The organism is Faecalibacterium sp. 3, assembly GCF_048323735.1.
Taxonomy (GTDB): domain Bacteria; phylum Bacillota; class Clostridia; order Oscillospirales; family Ruminococcaceae; genus Faecalibacterium; species Faecalibacterium wellingii.
In genome coordinates, this window is the sequence record NZ_JBLWFN010000001.1 from 2,367,526 (window position 1) to 2,381,951 (window position 14,426).

General features: G+C 51.0%; 14 protein-coding genes and 1 tRNA gene. 11 read left to right on the plus strand and 4 right to left on the minus strand.

Annotation, left to right across the window (positions count from 1 at the left end; all coding sequences use genetic code 11):
- From ACNSPV_RS11250 to ACNSPV_RS11265, 4 genes are all read left to right on the plus strand, one after another.
- Positions 1 to 780: an ABC transporter permease gene (locus ACNSPV_RS11250; protein ID WP_055186327.1), complete on the plus strand. Its 780-nt coding sequence runs from the start codon at positions 1 to 3 to the stop codon at positions 778 to 780.
- A gap of 7 nt (positions 781 to 787) precedes the next feature.
- Positions 788 to 1,249, plus strand: a complete 462-nt coding sequence (locus tag ACNSPV_RS11255) for a hypothetical protein (RefSeq protein ID WP_055186328.1) — start codon at positions 788 to 790, stop codon at positions 1,247 to 1,249.
- 83 nt (positions 1,250 to 1,332) lie between these two features.
- Positions 1,333 to 1,764: a response regulator transcription factor gene (locus ACNSPV_RS11260; protein ID WP_348583370.1), complete on the plus strand. Its 432-nt coding sequence runs from the start codon at positions 1,333 to 1,335 to the stop codon at positions 1,762 to 1,764.
- Positions 1,765 to 1,902: 138 nt separating this feature from the next.
- Entirely contained in the window at positions 1,903 to 2,121 is a 219-nt protein-coding gene (locus tag ACNSPV_RS11265) for a hypothetical protein (protein WP_097773622.1), read from the plus strand.
- A gap of 87 nt (positions 2,122 to 2,208) precedes the next feature.
- Here the strand turns inward: ACNSPV_RS11265 and ACNSPV_RS11270 are convergent, their stop codons facing one another.
- Positions 2,209 to 2,568, minus strand: a complete 360-nt coding sequence (locus ACNSPV_RS11270; RefSeq protein WP_418268279.1) for a helix-turn-helix domain-containing protein — start codon at positions 2,566 to 2,568, stop codon at positions 2,209 to 2,211.
- Between the two features lie 888 nt (positions 2,569 to 3,456).
- On the opposite strand from ACNSPV_RS11270, the gene ACNSPV_RS11275 reads away from it, so the two are divergent.
- The 7 genes from ACNSPV_RS11275 (at position 3,457) to ACNSPV_RS11305 (ending at position 9,138) form a co-directional block, all read left to right on the plus strand.
- On the plus strand, positions 3,457 to 3,855 hold the full coding sequence (locus ACNSPV_RS11275) for an RNA polymerase sigma factor (RefSeq protein ID WP_112146515.1): 399 nt from the start codon (positions 3,457 to 3,459) through the stop codon (positions 3,853 to 3,855).
- 348 nt (positions 3,856 to 4,203) lie between these two features.
- The gene (locus tag ACNSPV_RS11280; RefSeq protein WP_015538297.1) at positions 4,204 to 4,431 is read left to right on the plus strand and encodes a hypothetical protein; all 228 of its coding nucleotides are present in this window, start codon (positions 4,204 to 4,206) and stop codon (positions 4,429 to 4,431) included.
- A 68-nt stretch (positions 4,432 to 4,499) separates the two neighbouring features.
- Positions 4,500 to 5,174, plus strand: coding sequence for a type II toxin-antitoxin system PemK/MazF family toxin (locus ACNSPV_RS11285; protein ID WP_005930921.1), 675 nt, complete (start codon positions 4,500 to 4,502; stop codon positions 5,172 to 5,174).
- Complete coding sequence (locus ACNSPV_RS11290) at positions 5,165 to 5,977, plus strand: DUF6551 family protein (protein WP_348583368.1); 813 nt, start codon at positions 5,165 to 5,167, stop codon at positions 5,975 to 5,977. The genes ACNSPV_RS11285 and ACNSPV_RS11290 overlap by 10 nt, the downstream gene beginning before the upstream one ends.
- 263 nt (positions 5,978 to 6,240) lie before the next feature.
- A complete protein-coding gene (locus tag ACNSPV_RS11295) occupies positions 6,241 to 7,416 on the plus strand; it encodes an IS110 family transposase (protein ID WP_005936957.1) in 1,176 nt (391 codons plus the stop codon).
- Between the two features lie 348 nt (positions 7,417 to 7,764).
- A complete protein-coding gene (locus ACNSPV_RS11300) occupies positions 7,765 to 7,965 on the plus strand; it encodes a helix-turn-helix domain-containing protein (protein WP_005927005.1) in 201 nt (66 codons plus the stop codon).
- A 75-nt stretch (positions 7,966 to 8,040) separates the two neighbouring features.
- Positions 8,041 to 9,138: a tyrosine-type recombinase/integrase gene (locus tag ACNSPV_RS11305; RefSeq protein WP_242985239.1), complete on the plus strand. Its 1,098-nt coding sequence runs from the start codon at positions 8,041 to 8,043 to the stop codon at positions 9,136 to 9,138.
- A 134-nt stretch (positions 9,139 to 9,272) separates the two neighbouring features.
- On the opposite strand, the gene ACNSPV_RS11310 is transcribed toward ACNSPV_RS11305, so the two are convergent.
- The 3 genes from ACNSPV_RS11310 to uvrB all read right to left on the minus strand — a co-directional run bounded on the left by ACNSPV_RS11310 (position 9,273) and on the right by uvrB (position 14,394).
- Positions 9,273 to 9,350, minus strand: a tRNA-Pro gene (locus tag ACNSPV_RS11310).
- Positions 9,351 to 9,485: 135 nt separating this feature from the next.
- Complete coding sequence (gene uvrA, locus ACNSPV_RS11315) at positions 9,486 to 12,350, minus strand: excinuclease ABC subunit UvrA (RefSeq protein ID WP_348583367.1); 2,865 nt, start codon at positions 12,348 to 12,350, stop codon at positions 9,486 to 9,488.
- The gene (uvrB, locus tag ACNSPV_RS11320; RefSeq protein ID WP_339395855.1) at positions 12,337 to 14,394 is read right to left on the minus strand and encodes an excinuclease ABC subunit UvrB; all 2,058 of its coding nucleotides are present in this window, start codon (positions 14,392 to 14,394) and stop codon (positions 12,337 to 12,339) included. Before uvrB ends, uvrA begins: the two co-directional genes overlap by 14 nt.
- Positions 14,395 to 14,426: the final 32 nt, after the last annotated feature.

The following is a 14,426-nucleotide window of genomic DNA, read 5'->3' on the forward strand; positions in this document are numbered from 1 at the left end:
ATGGTTCGCATTGTAAAAACAGAATTTTATAAATTGAAAAGGTATCATATCCTTTGGGCGGGCGTTGCACTCATGCTCCTATCCGTCCTGCTGACCTTGTTTACCTCTATGGCGAATGATGGTTCCGTTTGGGATTTCGCCTATCTTACAGAACAGGTCATCAAAAACAATATGTCCATGATTTTTCCGATGTGTATCAGCCTAATTGCTGGATATATGATTTCTCGTGAGCAGACGGATGATACATTGAAAAATATTCTGACTGTGCCGATTTCTTTTAAGAAACTGCTGACCGGAAAATTGATTGTGTGCGGCGTATTGTCTATTATTTTCGGGCTGATATGCAGTCTGTTTACAATCATAGCAGAAATGATTGTGGGATTTCCCGGCTTTGAGATTTCCTTAGCTCTAAAAGCAACCTTGCAGATTACTGCGGTTAATTTCTTTTTATATCTTGCGGTTCTGCCGATTATCGCTCTTACTTGTCGGAGGGCAGGCAGCTTTTTAGTCGGTGTAATCATTGCTTTTGTCTATGGATATGGAGGGATGTTTGCCGCAGGAAATATGACATTAGCAAACCTTTATCCGATTACCGCAAGTCTTGGAATGGTAGGCTACCGTAGCTATGATACCGCAGTCAACTGGAATATCGGAACCTGTTCTTGCAGTCTTGCGCTTGCTGTCGTTATTTCTGCCATCTTGATTTTGTGCATGAAAGAACGAGAAGCAACCCAAACAAAGAAAAAGGCCAAAAAGGTAGCTCCAAAGAAAGGCTGGTGATGATTTTATGAAGAAAATAGTTTTAGCATTGGCATTTGTCCTTTTGGGAAGTTTTATGCTTTCTGACTGTTCAAAAGATGAAATTCTCGATCATTATAATAATATCGTTCAGTCGGCTGGAGCCATAGAGCTTACAGGAAAGTCATCTTTGGAAGGAACAAAAGAAAAAGGAATCGATGATTATACAGGAACTTATACGGCTGATTATGAGGATTTTTCAGATACAGAGTATTTGTTCGGAGGAACTTCCATAAAAAGAGAAGCCGGTAAGGAACTGTCTATTGACTGCACTTTGGAGGTTACGGAAGGTACTGCAAAAGTATTTTGGATTTCTGGATCTGATAAAGCAGTCACTTTGATTGAAACAACCGGAACTTATAGTGACACAATTACACTTCCTGATGGTGGAAATTATATCGGAATTGAATGCGAGAGTTTCACAGGAAGCATTGAATTAAATATTGAATAACATTCTGCCGGACGACGGCAAAAGAAAAAAAGCCGTCGTATCGAGTGATATAGATTTGGCTTTGGGGGAGGATTGTCTATTGTATGCAAAGAATCGAAGTTGTTGTTCGCATCACAAAGGATCACTGCCCACCGCAAGAGCAGACGATTTTTGAATGGTTCGATTTGATGCGGAATCCCACAGACGCTCTGAGCCGTCCCGATCTGGAAATCAACTTGGAACACCACCGTGTTTTCAAACACGGAACAGAGGTGTACATGAGTCGTTATGAATACGGTGTTTTGAGTTTGATGGCACAGCATCCGGGCAAACTGTTTACAAAGGAGCAGATCTTTGAAGCAGTCTGGCATAAGGACAGCGAAAGCTATTTGAGAGCCGTCACCAGCACGATCGGTCGAATCCGCCAGAAAATAGAGGATGACAAAGATCACCCCCGTTATATTAAAACGGTTTCCAACATTGGATATCAATTTGTCCCATCATCGGAATCGGTGCGATTGAATCGCAATCTGTAATAAAAGCCATACCGTGAGATCCTAGTAGGATTCTTCGGTATGGCTTTATCGTTTTCTACGCTGTACGAAATCGGCATCCTTGCATAGATGACCAAGAATATTCTAAAATAGAGATAACTTAATTCAGGAGGTCAAACCATGCAAACATTTGAAGAAGTATTGACCCACTTCCATAGCTTTTTAGAGTCTGCGACCTATTTGGACGTTGTTCCATGCCGCTGGGGATATGTAAGGCTTTTCAATGAGGGCGACCCTATCAATTTCAATGCAATTCTTTGCCGCACACCACAAGAACTATATACGGCATTGGCAAATGATTTGGAAACAGAGATTCAGATCAGCTTGGGAATCGACTGAATTGGTATGAAATTGGTTTGTTTTTGGGTTCGTTTTGGTATAGTGACTTTGAAAAATGTGCTATACTGTACCACAAGCAAAACATTTTCAGGGATTTTCAATCTTACTGTAAAACTCTGTCAGATGCTTTGCCAGTGTGCGGGTCGAGTCCATTAAGGTTTCTCGCACCGCTTCTGGACAGGAAAGATAGATTCGGTTGAACTCTTTTAATTCTACTTCCGTCTTGTCCATTCCCGGAGTAATCAGTGCATCAAGCGAAATCGGCAGAACGCGAGCAATCGCCAAAAGAATTTCGTAAGATGGATTCATGCTACCTTTTTCAATGTTGGCAATATGCTTTGTTGAAACATGGCAACGTTCAGCAAGCTGTTCTTGTGTTAAACCTGCCAGCTTGCGCTCCGTGCGAACCTTTTCTCCAAGTAACTTCAAGTCGGAATTCGGCATCATCGTTCACCTCAATAGTATTGTATCGTTCTGGTGAATGATGCGGTATAACCTTGTATTTCCTGCGAGCAGGAAGTATAATGCCGATTTTTGCGTTTCCCGGTCGAGTTATAAAAAAACGGTAACTCGTCCGGGCGATTCCTTGCGCCACAAGATCACAGTTACCGTCTATGGAGGGTACTGTGATTTTTTATTGGGGTAACGCATCAAAAAAAGCCTGTCTGCTGCCGTAGACCAGACCGCCCCGAAACAAGCACAATCGTTCCGCTCCACCATCCACAATCGTGCCGATGTGTTATATTGCGCCAGCTTCCCGCCATGGGAGGCTGGCGTTTTTGCGCTTTTGGAGCCAAAGTGCCGCAGTCCACCGTTTCTCCTATGATACAGCAGTAAACTTTATATTTGGGAGGGAAAGTCATGCTCGATCATAAGAAGGAAGCGATTACGGAACACTGGCAGTTTTGCCCCAAGTGCAACTTAAAACTTTATCGAATGACCGCCGACTGCACTGGATTCATCCACATAAAATGCTGGCGTTGCCGGGAAATGTTATGGCTCAACCTTTCCATTCGAGCCAAGTAAGCATTGGTTTCATAAAAATCGGGTGCAACGCACTCTGAATATGGACTGTTCGCACCGAGCAACGGGCCGTCACCTCCGGGTGATGTATGAAACGTAGCACCAAATAGCCGGGCAGCAGCTTGACTGAAAGATTTCCAATCTTTCGGTCGGCTGTTGTCCGGCTATTTTTATAGCTTCAGATGGCCTGCTCCCGAAAAGGAGCAGGTTTTATGTTTGCCCTCTTTTCATGGCTACCCCAAGCGGCGAAATATCCGTAGTGTCTCCAGATTTTCGACATTTCACGTTTTATCGAAAATTTGGAGGTTACACATGGACTCTCGCATTCTTCACTACGAGTTTGTCACTGGTGAAAGTGTCAATATTACTGTTTCTGCCGAGATTGCGGAGGTTATCTACGATTCCCGCCGCATGGAACACGCCAGCAACGAGCGTTCACGCTATCATACGGCTTTTTCTTTGGATTCCGAGGATTACGAGGGAACAAATCTGGTTTCCGAGAAAACCCCGGATGATTTGATGGAGGAACTGGAAGATCGGGAGCATCTGCTTGACTGCCTTGCACATTTAAGTGAAAACCAGCGTCAGCGAATTTTGATGCTGGCTCAAGGTATGAGCATCACAGAGATTGCCCGTGTTCAACACGCTGATCGCACCACTGTAAGAGAATCCATTCAGGCTGCTCGAAAAAAATTCAAAAAATATTTTTGAAAACACCCCCCGTTTTACCCCTTGTTTTCTGTTAACAGTGAAAGGTCTGCCACACAGACCTCTCACGGACCTTGAAAACTGAATAGTTCCGTCATCTGGTACTCCGATAATGATACTTCCGTAATTCGCGGCCCGGTCACAAAGCAGACGGGGTGGCTGAAATGCCAATGAAGCGGTACAAGTCCGCTGCCAGATGTTTATGCCCCACTCGCAGGGAGCCGAGGGCGAATATGCGAGACCTTAACTTATTAAATCAGGCGTGGCCGAATGCTGTTTTCGGTCTTCGTCCACGCCTGTTCTTTTTACTTATTCCATATATCCACATTTTCGTCCTACATAGGAGGTTTTATGAACGAAAACGACCGTACCACCTTAGAGCAAGCGATCTACGAGGAAATGGAACTGACCCCGGAGATGATCCGGTCCATCCGCACGCTCTGCGGTGTCTGCCTTTGTAGTTTTGTAGAATCCAAGGCGTTCAAAATCGCCATTGTTCCCAGCGCAGACCGGAGCATGGACACTTGCACAGTCTGCCAGACCCGGCGCGGTCATGACTACGTTGTGATGAACCGTTGAACAAACACACCGCACACTGCCAAGGAGGTGCAGCGGGCGGTGTACATATTGCAAAAGGAGGGCAGCTATTGATTCAAAACTGGAAATTCCAACGTGGAGACATTTTCTTCACCCGTTTCGACAACGCCATCGGTTCAGAGCAAAGCGGGAATCGTCCGGCAGTCGTTCTTCAGAACGATGTGGGAAATTTTTACTCGCCCACGCTGATCGTGGCCACATTGACAAGCAAGGCGGCAAAAAAGTATACCCAGCCGACCCACTGCCTGCTGGTGAACGAGTTTCTCTCCGTTCCGTCCATCGTTCAGGCAGAGCAGATTTTTACCGTAGACAAGAGCAGGGTTCTGAAATATCTCGGACACCTCACCCCGGAAGAAATGAGCCGGGTGGATGATGCGGTCCGTGCCAGCCTTGCCCTGAACCCGATGGGGAGTATTCAGCGGCTTCCGCCCATCATCCGTTCTACGGCGGCTTACGCGCCGCCTGAGGTGGTTGACGGTAAGCCGCCCCTCTATCCCTACACGCCCATCAAATCGTCCTTTGAGGATGCTGGGAGTGTCGAGGACATGATGCTGTACACCGAACTGGAAGCTGCGGTACACGCAATGATCCAGCGGCTGGAATACAGCTTCACATTCAACCCAAGTCTGCTCACCATCCCGAAGCGTAAGCAGCAGGTTGCTGAAATCCTGAAAGAAGCCGAAACGTACATCTGGAGAATCAAGGAGGAAATGCGATGCGCCTGAAAGACAACACCAATCCCTTCATCCATGTCAACCCGCCGTACCAGCTCATGGTCATCCACAGCAGCAAGCTGGTCTACCCCCGCGAACTGTATCAGCGCGGTGTGGAGCGCAAGCGTGTGGAACTGATTGCCGCCCACTTCAACGAATATGTGGCAAATGAGCCGAAGGTCAGTTTCCGCAACGGTCAGTTCATCGTAACGGATGGGCAGCACACCATCGAGGGGCGCATCCTCCGCAACGGCGGCAAAGATCTGCCGATTCTCTGCAAGGTGTACACAGGCATAACCGTGGAGCAGGAAGCCCTGCTCTTTGCCGAGCAGAACGGCTTCTCTGCGCCGCTGACGGCAGGCATCAAGCTCCGTGCCAAAGTGGTGGGCGGCGATGCCATCTCCAAAGCCTTTCTCGCAGCCACCAACCGGGTGGGATTGAGCCTCAATTATGACAGCCAGCAGCTGACCGATTACCGCATCGGCTGCGTTGGTACGGCTTTCCGGCTCTACAAGCAGATGGGCGAACCGCTCTACTGTGAAACGATGCGGCTGATCGTGGCAGCATGGGAGGGCAAGCCCGATTCGTTCCGGGCATCTGTTCTGAAAGGCATGATGCACTTTGTGGAGCTGTACCACGGCGAGTTCAGTGAAGAACGGCTGCTCCGTGCGCTGCGCAACATCCACCCGGTCGATATTTACCGCATCGGGCAGGACGACCCCGCAAAGCTGCGCGGATGGAAAAAATACGTTTTTCCCATCTACACCGCCTACAACGGCAAGTGCAGAAAAGACGCACTGCCGATGAAATTCTGACATTTTCAGGCATACCTCGTATAATAAAATAGTAGTATTTATAGACCGCTCTCCAGCGGAATGCTACAATAGTTTCAGGGTGCTGTGGATTGGTGAGGCGTTACTACCGCAAAGACGGTTTTTGGGAGGCTCCAACCACAGCTTCTTTGTTGAAATGTTAATCAGTTAGATACCGCCAGACGGTTTATTTAGAACGAGGTTACAAGAGCAAAGAAGTCTGTGGTCCTGAACAGCATCGAAATAAATACGCCGGAGGTATCAAAATGGTTTGTGTTGGAATTGACGTTGCCAAGGATAAGCACGACTGCTGTATTCTCGACTCGGACGGAACGATTCGTGCCGACTGCATTACCATCCCCAATAACATGGATGGCTTCAAGCAGCTGCTTCAGACGATTCGAGACTGTACCAAAAAGTCAGACAAAATAAAAGTAGGACTTGAGGCTACCGGACATTACAGCTACAACATTCTTGGATTTCTTCTTGACAATGACCTGGCCGTCTATGTCATGAATCCTTTGCACACCAACCTGTACCGAAAAAGTCTCAGCCTTCGCAAAACCAAAACCGATCGTGTGGATGCAAGAACGATTGCAACTATGCTATTGTCCGATGTAGACCTCAAGTCCTACACGGATACAGCATACCATAACGAAGAGTTAAAGTCACTAACAAGATACCGATTCGATAAGGTTCGTGAAAGAGCCAAGCTGAAGCAGTCAGTGTCCAGACTGGTCACGATTCTGTTTCCAGAACTGGAGAAGCTCGTTCCCTCTCTCCATATTGCTTCGGTTTATGCGCTCCTCAGTGAATATCCCGGTGCAAAACAGATTTCAGAAATTCATCTCACCAAGCTGACAAACCTTCTTGCGACAGCATCCAAGGGTCGTTATGGCAAAGATAAGGCTATCCAGATTCGAGATGCTGCCAGAACTTCCATTGGTTCCGTTATGCCTGCTAAATTTCTGGAACTGAAGCATACCATTAAACTCATTCGGGAACTCACCTCCGAGATTGATGAAATTGAAGTTTCTATTCAGAAAATCATGGATGAACTGAATCCACCGATTCTTTCTATTCCCGGTGTCGGTATCCAGTCAGCAGCCATGATTCTTGCTGAAATCGGTGATTTTTCCAACTTTGAATCTCCTGACAAAATCCTTGCTTACGCTGGCTGCTCTCCATCTACATACCAGTCCGGAAAACTTACAAACTGTTACGCTCACATGGAGAAGCGTGGTTCTCGTTATTTGCGATATGCCCTCTACAACGCAACCAAGTACGTCTGCCACTGGAATCCCGTCTTTGCTGAATATCTTGCCAAGAAACGTGCTGAAGGAAAGCACTACAATGTTGCCTTATCCCATGCCACGAAGAAACTTGTGCGGCTAATCTATGCCTTGCAGAAATCTGGCAAAGCATATCTTGTAGCTGCCTGATTCTCTCCAGAGCCTGAGCCAAATCCAAGAACAACTTAGCTGGCGCAGCGAACCCTTGACAAACCGAAGCATTCAAATGCTATTCTGTTTCTGCGAGGGTTGGCCGGGCTTGCTTTGCTATTCTCTCCGTCGCCCTCGCTGCATTGATTATGGCATTTGAATGCTGTTTGTCAGGGGCAGCGGTCGGCAGACGGATTTTTTCATTTTGGGGCTTGACTTTTAATAGTTAGTCTCCCATATACACAAGGGGCATCCGCAAACCGCAGATGCCCCTTGTTACATATCAAAGTGCAATATATAGTGTTCCTGTATTCGTTTAACACAACATATAGAGAAAAGAGGTATTCTATGCGCTCTCAGTTCACTTCGTATGAGCAGCTTCCCATCACCCTGACAGCCGATCATGTTGCTGCTGCGCTGGGCATCTCCCGCGCCAACGCTTACATCCTGCTCCGTTCGGACGGCTTTCCCACGCTCCACATCGGTAAGCGGATGGTCGTACCCAAAGACCGTTTTCTTCAGTGGATCACGGACAGCGTAAATGGCTGATTTGACATCCTTGATTCAAGAGGTTTCTTTTTCTATACTATTCCCGAAACGACTTGACATCAGGAAGGAGGCAATATGCCAAGCAAACGTTCACACGGCGAGGGTACGCTTCGCCACCGCAGCGATGGTCGCTGGGAATTACGTATGATGGACGGCTACCAGAAAGATGGTTCGCCGCGCTTCAAGACCTTCTATGGCAAGACTCAGAAGGAGGTCAAGCTCAAACTGAAAGAGTATCAGGATGCGCTTATCAGCGGTGTCCAGCTGGACACGATCCTGTACTTCGAGGATTGGGCAGATACATGGTTCGAGGGTCACAAGGATAATATCGCTCCCACGACACAGGAAAGCTATAAATACTGCCTGAAAATGCTCAAAGAGGGATTTTATCATCGCCCCTTGACCGTCATACGCCCCATCGACATTGAAAATTTCCTGAAAGTGATGCGGCGCGATGGCCGCTCGGATTCTTACATCAGCAAGGCACGAGGAATGCTCTACCAGATTTTCCAAAAGGCAGAAGCCAATGACCTTGTGCGCCGTAACCCGGTCCGGCTTGCTGAAAAGATGCGGGCAACCGGCACCGCAAAGCGCAAGGAAGCCTTTACCACAGCGGAAGTCGCCCACTTAATGAAAGTTCTCCCCGATGACCGCATGGGCTTGAGCATCCGGCTTTTGCTCGGCACTGGAATGAGAATGCAGGAACTTCTGGCTTTGGAGCCGCAGTTTATTGAAGAAGATGGCTCTGTCATTCACATCCGGCAGGCAGTAAAGGTCGTAAAAGGTACAGTCAGCATCGGCAGTCCGAAATCCAAAGACAGTATCCGGGATATTCCGGTGCCGCTGAATGTTCGCCCGTGCGCCATCAAGCTGCGGGATACCACCGACCAGTTCATCTGGGAAAGCCCCAAGACCGGCTTGCCCTGCAATCCCACCCATTTCCGGGATGTATTCCGCAAATCTCTGGAAGAAGCGGGCGATGTCCGCTTGCTCACGCCGCACAGTTGCCGCCACACCTATGTGTCGCAGATGCAGGCGTTGGGCGTGGATATTCAGACCATCCAGAGCATCGTAGGCCATGCCGATACCGAAATGACTGAGCATTATCTCCATGTTCAGGAATCCATTCGGCAGAGTGCGATCCAGTTGTTCAATGAGGCGTTTTCGGCCTGAAAATTGGACGGAACGGCACTAATTAGACCAGATAAAATCGTTGGCATTGTGGTCAAAATTGTGGTCAAAACCAAATGAGGTCAGCCCACAAACAAAAAAATCCAACGATTTCTAACGTGAAATCGTTGGATTTTTGGTCCGAGTGGCGAGAATCGAACTCACGGCCTCTTGAACCCCATTCAAGCGCGCTACCAAAACTGCGCTACACCCGGATATCGACCGCCGCTTCCCTACCGAAGCGTGGCGACATGAAATATTATACTCAGATGCAACAGTTTTGTCAACTGATTTTTGCAATTTTCTTTGCTTTTTTTGCAAAAAGTCTGATTTTTGCGAAAGTACGCGCTTTATTTATTTTGCTCTTTTTCTTGCAGGATCTTATCTTTTTCCAAAAGTGGTTTCAGATACTGGCCGGTAAAGCTGCCCGGCACCTCTGCCACCTGTTCCGGCGTGCCCTCGGCCACGATTTCACCGCCTGCACTGCCGCCCTCGGGGCCAAGATCGATAATATGATCGGCGCACTTGATCAGATCCAGATTGTGCTCAATGACAATGACCGTGTTGCCCGCATCCACCAGCTTTTGCAGCACCTCGATCAGGCGGTGCACGTCTGCGATGTGCAGGCCGGTAGTAGGCTCGTCGAGGATATACACGGTCTTGCCGGTGCTGCGGCGGGCCAGCTCATTTGCCAGCTTCACGCGCTGGGCTTCGCCGCCGGAAAGAGTGGTGGCGCTCTGACCCAGTGTTACATAACCAAGACCCACGTCCAGCAGGGTCTGCAGCTTGCGGGCAATCTTGGGCTGATTGGCAAAGAAGACCACTGCTTCCTCCACCGTCATGTTCAGCACATCGGAGATGGTCTTTTCCTTATACTTCACTTCCAGCGTTTCACGGTTGTAGCGTGCACCTTTGCACACTTCGCAGGGCACATACACATCCGGAAGAAAGTGCATTTCGATCTGTAGGATGCCGTTGCCCTCGCAGGCTTCACAGCGGCCGCCCTTGACGTTGAAGCTGAAACGCCCCGGGCCGTAGCCGCGCATTTTGGCATCCTGCGTCTGGGAGAACACCGTGCGGATATCATTGAACACACCGGTATAAGTGGCAGGATTGGAGCGGGGCGTACGGCCGATCGGCTGCTGGTCGATGCCGATGACCTTATCCACAAATTCCAGCCCTTCTACCCCATCACACTTACCCGCGCGGGAACGAGCACCGTTCAGCTCGCAGGCAAGGGTCTTGTACAGGATCTCGTTGATCAGGCTGGACTTACCGGAGCCGGAAATACCGGTGACGCAGATAAACTCGCCCAGCGGGAATTTTACGTCGATGTTGCGCAGGTTGTTTTCCCGTGCGCCCTTCACGGTGAGGAAATTGCCGTTGCCGGTGCGGCGGGTCTGCGGCACGGCAATGCGCTTGCGGCCGGAGAGGTAATCGCCAGTGATGCTGCGCTTTGCCTTACAGATATCTTTGACAGAGCCCGCAGCCACGATCTCGCCGCCATGAACACCGGCCCCCGGGCCTACATCCACGATATAATCCGCGCTGCGCATGGTGTCCTCATCGTGCTCTACCACGATCACCGTATTGCCGAGGTCCCGCAGATTTTTCAGCGTAGCAATGAGCTTGTCATTATCACGCTGATGCAGACCGATGCTGGGCTCGTCCAGCACATAGAGCACACCGGAAAGTGCGCTGCCGATCTGGGTGGTCAGGCGGATGCGCTGGCTCTCGCCGCCGGAAAGGGTGCCTGCGGAACGGGCCAGCGTGAGATAATCCAGACCCACGCTCTGTAAAAACTGCAGGCGATTCCGGATCTCCTTCATGATCTGCCCGCCGATCTGCTTCTGTTTTTCGGTCAGGTGCGGCTCATTTTCTTTGATGAAGGCCAGCTCATCCCGGATGGACATTTCGCAGAAATCACTGATATTCTTATCCCCAATGGTCACGGCCAGAACTACCGGTTTCAGACGCTTGCCGTGACAGTCCGGACACTCCACGCCGGACATGAAACTGCCGATCTCCTCCTTCATCCACTCGCTGTTGGTCTCGCGGAAGCGGCGCTCCAGATTCTCCACGATGCCCTCGAAGGTATTATAATACACTCCGCTGCCGAACTCGTTGGTGCGGTGCATCTCAATTTTTTCGCCATTGGTGCCGTACAGCAACGCATTGACGGCCTCGGTGCTCATCTCTTTGATGGGCGTATCCAGCGTGAAACCGTACTTTTTCCCAAGGCCCAGATAATACATTTCGGACACAGACCCTTCAGCATAGTACCAGCCGCTGGCCTTGATGGCTCCCTCCCGGATGGAAAGATTCCGGTTGGGCAGGATGCGCTCCTCGTCCACCCGCATAAAAGTACCAAGGCCGGTGCATTTCTCGCAGGCTCCCAGCGGGTTATTGAAGGAGAAGAGCCGCGGCGACAGGTCGCTGATGGAAATACCATGCTCCGGGCAGGCAAAGTTCTGACTGAAGGTCATGCACTCGCCGCCGATCACATCCACCTCGGCGATGCCGCCGGTAAGCGCCAGCGCAGTCTCCAGAGAATCGGCCAGACGGCCCCGGATGCCCTTGCGCAGGGCAAGACGGTCCACCACGATCTCCACTGTGTGCTTGATGTTTTTTTCCAGCTTGATCTCTTCGTCCAGATCATACATGTTTCCGTCAATTTTCACGCGGGCATAACCACCGCGGCGGGCGGCATCCAGCTCTTTCTGCTGGGTGCCCTTTCGCTGCCGCACCACCGGTGCCAGCACTTGAAATTTGGTGCCTTCTTCCAGTTTGAGCACCGCATCCACCATTTCGTCCACGGTCTGCTGGCTGATCACTCGCCCGCATACCGGGCAGTGGGGCACGCCCACGCGGGCGTACAAAAGACGCAGATAATCGTAGATTTCGGTCACAGTGCCCACGGTAGAGCGGGGGTTGTGGCTGGTGGTCTTCTGGTCGATGGAAATTGCCGGCGAGAGGCCGGTGATTTCGTCCACATCGGGCTTATCCATTCGGCCCAGAAACATGCGTGCGTAGCTGGAAAGGCTTTCCACATAGCGGCGCTGACCATCGGCGTAGATGGTGTCAAAAGCAAGGCTCGATTTGCCCGAACCGGAAAGTCCGGTCATGACGATCAGCTTTTCCCGCGGAAGGGTCAGATTTACATTTTTCAGGTTGTGCTCGCGGGCACCTCTGATGACGATCTTATCGTTTGCCAAGGTATTTTCTCCCTTTTCGTTGTGTCTGTGAATGGTTCTGTTTGCGCTCCGTCTCAGCGGCAGAGTCTACCGTCGGGTTCTCGCCGCGGCGCAGGCGATCGATCTGGTCACGCAGGAAGGCTGCATGCTCAAATTCCAGCAGCTTCGCCGCCTCCTTCATCTCACGGGTCAGGCGCTCGATGGCGGCTTCCCGCTCCATCCTGCCCATGCGGCGGGTGTTCAGCTTAGCGTTCTCCGCTTTATCGCTGATCTCAATGCTGTCTGCAATGGCCTTGACGATGGTTTTGGGCACGATGCCGTGTTCCTGATTATAGGCCATCTGGATGGCGCGGCGGCGTTCGGTTTCGGTGATAGCGCGGTCCATGCTGTCGGTGACGACATCCGCATACATGATCACAAGGCCCTCGGCGTTGCGGGCTGCGCGGCCAATGGTCTGGATCAGGCTGGTCTCACTGCGCAGGAAGCCCTCTTTATCCGCGTCCAGAATGGCCACAAGGCTCACCTCGGGCAGGTCCAGACCCTCGCGCAGCAGGTTGATGCCCACCACAACATCGATGCTGCCCAGCCGCAGATCCTTGATGATCTCCATCCGCTCGAAGGTATCCACTTCGTGGTGCATATACTTGACCTTGATTCCCTGCTCGGTGAGGTAATCGGTCAGGTCCTCGGCCATTTTCTTGGTCAGGGTGGTCACAAGAACACGCTCATGCCGCTGGATGCGGGTGTTGATCTCGCCCAGCAGATCCACCACCTGCCCTTCCACCGGACGCACCGAGATCAGCGGGTCCAGAAGGCCGGTGGGCCGGATGACCTGCTGCGCCACCTGCGTGCTGTTCTGACGCTCGTAGTCGCCAGGCGTAGCCGAAACAAAGATCATCTGGTTAAGCTTGGATTCCACTTCCTCAAACTTGAGCGGTCGGTTATCAAAAGCCGACGGCAGTCGGAAGCCATACTCCACCAGTGTTTTTTTGCGGGCGTAGTCTCCGCCGTACATGGCGCGCACCTGCGGCAGGGTGACATGGCTCTCATCCACAAACAGCAGAAAATCGTCCGGGAAATAATCCAGCAGTGTGGTGGGCATACTGCCCGGTTTTCGGCCGGAGAGCACTGCCGAATAGTTCTCGATACCCTTGCACATGCCCACCTCGTTGAGCATTTCAATGTCGTAATTGGTGCGCTGAGCGATGCGCTGGGCTTCGATGAGCTTGCCCTCTGCGGTGAACTGCTTCACCTGCGCGTCACACTCGGCACGAATCTTTTCCAGCGCTGCCGCCTTCTTCTCGGCGCTGACGATGTAGTGGCTGGCCGGGAAGATGGCCACATGCTTGACCACATTCTGCTTGGCACCGGTAAGCGGATTGAACTCGGTGATGCGGTCGATCTCGTCCCCAAAAAACTCCACCCGGATGGCAAGCTCACTCATATAGGCAAGGTAGATGTCCACGATATCGCCGTGGACGCGGAACTTATTGCGCACAAAATTCACATCATTGCGTTCATATTGCAGCGTCACAAGCTTCTGGCACAGCGCATCGCGCTCCATCTGCATGCCGGGGCGCAGGCTGATGACCATGCTGCGGTAGTCGATAGGGTCGCCCAGCGAGTAGATGCAGGACACCGAAGCTACGATGATCACGTCCCGCCGCTCCGAAAGTGCCGCCGTGGCCGAGTGGCGCAGACGGTCGATCTCGTCATTGATGGCGCTGTCCTTTTCAATATAGGTGTCGGTGCTGGGGATATAGGCTTCCGGCTGGTAGTAATCGTAGTAGCTGACGAAATACTCCACCGCATTGTTGGGGAAAAAGGAGCGGAACTCGGTGCACAACTGCGCCGCCAGTGTTTTATTGTGGGCCAGCACCAGCGTGGGGCGGTTGCATTTTGCGATCACATTTGCCATGGTAAAGGTCTTGCCGCTGCCAGTAACGCCCAGCAGGGTCTGGCAGCGGTCGCCGCGCTCCACGCCCTCCACCAGTGTTTCAATGGCCTGCGGCTGGTCGCCGGTGGGCTGGTAAGAGGATACCAGTTCAAATTTTTCGTCTGCCATCTTCCCTCTCCTCTCCGGCCCTTGCGCAAAGA

Bases quoted from the DNA above. Each gene is read 5' to 3' on its own strand.
- ACNSPV_RS11295 (WP_005936957.1), top strand. From the start codon at position 6,241: ATGGTTTGTGTTGGAATTGACGTTGCCAAGGATAAGCACGACTGCTGT.
- ACNSPV_RS11260 (WP_348583370.1), top strand. From the start codon at position 1,333: ATGCAAAGAATCGAAGTTGTTGTTCGCATCACAAAGGATCACTGCCCA.
- ACNSPV_RS11300 (WP_005927005.1), top strand. From the start codon at position 7,765: ATGCGCTCTCAGTTCACTTCGTATGAGCAGCTTCCCATCACCCTGACA.
- uvrB (WP_339395855.1), bottom strand. From the start codon at position 14,394: ATGGCAGACGAAAAATTTGAACTGGTATCCTCTTACCAGCCCACCGGC.
- ACNSPV_RS11275 (WP_112146515.1), top strand. From the start codon at position 3,457: ATGGACTCTCGCATTCTTCACTACGAGTTTGTCACTGGTGAAAGTGTC.
- ACNSPV_RS11265 (WP_097773622.1), top strand. From the start codon at position 1,903: ATGCAAACATTTGAAGAAGTATTGACCCACTTCCATAGCTTTTTAGAG.
- ACNSPV_RS11270 (WP_418268279.1), bottom strand. From the start codon at position 2,568: ATGATGCCGAATTCCGACTTGAAGTTACTTGGAGAAAAGGTTCGCACG.
- ACNSPV_RS11255 (WP_055186328.1), top strand. From the start codon at position 788: ATGAAGAAAATAGTTTTAGCATTGGCATTTGTCCTTTTGGGAAGTTTT.
- ACNSPV_RS11305 (WP_242985239.1), top strand. From the start codon at position 8,041: ATGCCAAGCAAACGTTCACACGGCGAGGGTACGCTTCGCCACCGCAGC.
- ACNSPV_RS11290 (WP_348583368.1), top strand. From the start codon at position 5,165: ATGCGCCTGAAAGACAACACCAATCCCTTCATCCATGTCAACCCGCCG.
- ACNSPV_RS11280 (WP_015538297.1), top strand. From the start codon at position 4,204: ATGAACGAAAACGACCGTACCACCTTAGAGCAAGCGATCTACGAGGAA.
- ACNSPV_RS11250 (WP_055186327.1), top strand. From the start codon at position 1: ATGGTTCGCATTGTAAAAACAGAATTTTATAAATTGAAAAGGTATCAT.